The sequence below is a fragment of the Streptomyces sp. genome (assembly GCF_031181555.1).
Lineage (GTDB): Bacteria > Actinomycetota > Actinomycetes > Streptomycetales > Streptomycetaceae > Streptomyces > Streptomyces fimbriatus.
In genome coordinates, this window is sequence record NZ_JAPSKQ010000056.1 from 14,948 (window position 1) to 16,704 (window position 1,757).

Here is a 1,757-nt window from a genome sequence, read left to right on the forward strand (position 1 = left end):
CTCAGCCCGTGAACGCCGGTTGTGCGAGGCCCTTGCCCGCGTCGGGGATCACCAGTACCGAGCCCGCCAGGGGGTGGGGGGCGGACAGGCCCACCCGGGCCGTGGTGAGGTACAGGTCGGACAGGCCGGCGCCGCCGAAGGCGCAGGCCGTGACGCGGGGGACCGGGAGCGGGATCACCCGGTCCAGGCCGCCGGCCGGCGTGTAGCGGCGCACCGCGGCGCCGTCCCACAGGGCGACCCAGACGCAGCCGTCGGCGTCGACGGTGAGGCCGTCGGGGAAACCGGCGCCCTCCTCGATCTCGGCCAGAGGGCGGCGGCCCGTGATCCGGCCGGTCGCCACGTCGTGGTCGAAGACGTCGATGCGGCGGGTGGGGGTGTCGACGTAGTACATGAGGCGGCCGTCGGGGCTCCAGCCGGTGCCGTTGCTCACCGTCACGTCGTCGAGGACGGTGTCGACCGTGCCGTCCCCGGTGATCCGGGAGAGCGTGCCGCCGCCGGTGGCCTCGTCGTAGCGCATGGTGCCGGCCCACAGCGTGCCGTCGGGGGCGACGGCGGCGTCGTTGGCGCGGCGGCCGGGGACGGCCTCCCGGTGCAGCCAGCGGAAGGTGCCGTCGGGGTCGAGCAGGCCGACGCCGTCGCGCAGGTTGAGGACGAGGCCGCCGCCCGCGCGGGGCTTGGCGGCGCCCACGTGCTGGTCGGTGCGGCGCAGCGTGCGCCGGCCGGTGGCCGGGTCGTAGGTGTGGACGCGGGAGGCGAGGATGTCGATCCACAGGAGGCGGCCGGTGGCCGGGTCCCAGGTGGGCCCCTCGCCCAGGGCCGCCTCCGCGCGGACGGCCACCTCGTACGCGGTGTGGTCGCTCATGCCGCGCTCCGGTGGCCCAGGCGCTCGGACAGTTCGGCGGCGCCCTTGGCGGCCAGTTGCTCCAGCTCGCCCAGGCGCTCGTCGCTCCAGCGGATCATCGGTACGGAGATGGACAGCGCGGCGACCACCTGTCCCGTGCGGTCGCGCACCGGCGCGGCGACGCAGGAGACGTCCGGGTTGGACTCGCGGCTCTCCACGGCGATGCCCCGCGCCCGGATCTCCGCCAGGGCCTCGCGCAGGGCGGCCGGGTCGGTGATGCTGTTGGGGGTCATCGCGACCAGCTCGGCGTCGTCGGGGATGCGCGCGGCGAGCTCCCGCTCGGGAAGGGAGGCCAGCAGCATCTTGCCGACGGAGGTGCAGTGGGCGGGCAGCCTGCGGCCGGCCGCCGACACCATCCGCACCGCGTGCGTGGAGTCCACCTTGGCGATGTAGATGACGTCGGTGTCCTCCAGGATCGCCACGTGCACCGTCTCGTCGCAGGTCTCGGCGACGGACCGGGCGACCTGCTGGCCCTCGGCGGCGAGGTCGAGGTGTTCGGCGTAGCGGGCGCCGAGCTGGTACGGGCGTACGCCGAGCCGGTAGCGTCCGGGCTGGCCGGCCACCGGGACGATGTACTTCCGGGCGGCGAGCGTGGTCACCAGCTCGTGGACGGTGGTGCGCGGCAGCTGGAGCCGGCGCACGATGTCCGGGGCGGAGAGCGTCCCGTCCCCGTCGAGGAAGAGCTCGAGAATGTCGAGAGCCCGGGTCACGGCTGGTACGAGGCGTCCCACGACCGGCCCCCTCCCTATGTGTCTCAGGCGCCTGCGCTCGTTCGAGATTTCAACAGGCGATCGGAATGACGAACACACACAGGCTAGTCACCCGGGCTCACGCGGGCAATGGCACGGTTCGGGCC

2 protein-coding genes are annotated in these 1,757 nt (G+C 74.3%); both read right to left on the minus strand.

Translation table 11 applies throughout. The annotated features are described in order from the left end of the window. Position 1: 1 nt before the first annotated feature. A complete protein-coding gene (locus RIM90_RS14330) occupies positions 2–862 on the minus strand; it encodes an SMP-30/gluconolactonase/LRE family protein (RefSeq protein WP_309061069.1) in 861 nt (286 codons plus the stop codon). Next, positions 859–1,632, minus strand: coding sequence for an IclR family transcriptional regulator (locus tag RIM90_RS14335; protein ID WP_309061070.1), 774 nt, complete (start codon positions 1,630–1,632; stop codon positions 859–861). Before RIM90_RS14335 ends, RIM90_RS14330 begins: the two co-directional genes overlap by 4 nt. Positions 1,633–1,757: the final 125 nt, after the last annotated feature.

Bases quoted from the DNA above. Each gene is read 5' to 3' on its own strand.
- RIM90_RS14330 (WP_309061069.1), bottom strand. From the start codon at position 862: ATGAGCGACCACACCGCGTACGAGGTGGCCGTCCGCGCGGAGGCGGCC.